This window comes from Streptomyces sp. BE20 (assembly GCF_036322525.1).
Lineage (GTDB): Bacteria > Actinomycetota > Actinomycetes > Streptomycetales > Streptomycetaceae > Kitasatospora.
In genome coordinates this window covers 1-447 of sequence record NZ_JAQYWW010000756.1, presented here as the reverse complement: position 1 = coordinate 447, position 447 = coordinate 1, and the positions used below count along the sequence as shown (strand labels likewise).

General features: G+C 68.0%; 1 protein-coding gene. It reads left to right on the top strand.

Translation table 11 applies throughout. The features are described 5' to 3' along the window. Window positions 1-214 precede the first annotated feature (214 nt). Window positions 215-447, top strand: a 233-nt coding sequence (locus PUR61_RS16515) for a hypothetical protein (protein WP_329879609.1), incomplete at its 3' end; no start/stop codon positions are given.

Below are 447 nucleotides of genomic sequence, written 5' to 3'. Positions count from 1 at the left end.
TTTTTTTCCAATATATTTTGTTTGTGGTGGGTTTGGTTTTGGGGTTGGGGGGTGGGGTTTGTTTTTGGGGGGGGGTGTTTTTGTGGGGGGGGGGGGGGGGGTTGGTGGGGGGTGGGGGGGGGGGTTGGTGGGGGGGGGGGGGGGGGGGGTGGGGGGGGGGGGGGGGCGGTCGGGGGGGGGGGGGGGGGGGGGGGGGGGGGGGGGGGCGGGGGCGGTGGCGGGTGAGTTCTTCGAGGTGGGGGGTGTCGGTGTGGTGGGCTGCTTGGAGGGCGAGGTCGAGGAAGGCGGTGCCGGGGAGGAGGACGGTGTGGTTGACGGCGTCCTTCGTGGTTCGCACGCCGGCAAGAGCCATCACGCGCTCCGATGCCTCTTCATCGATGTCGATCTGCGTCACGGACATTCACGCCTCCGCTGTATCGATGTTGGTTATGTACATGGGACTATGCG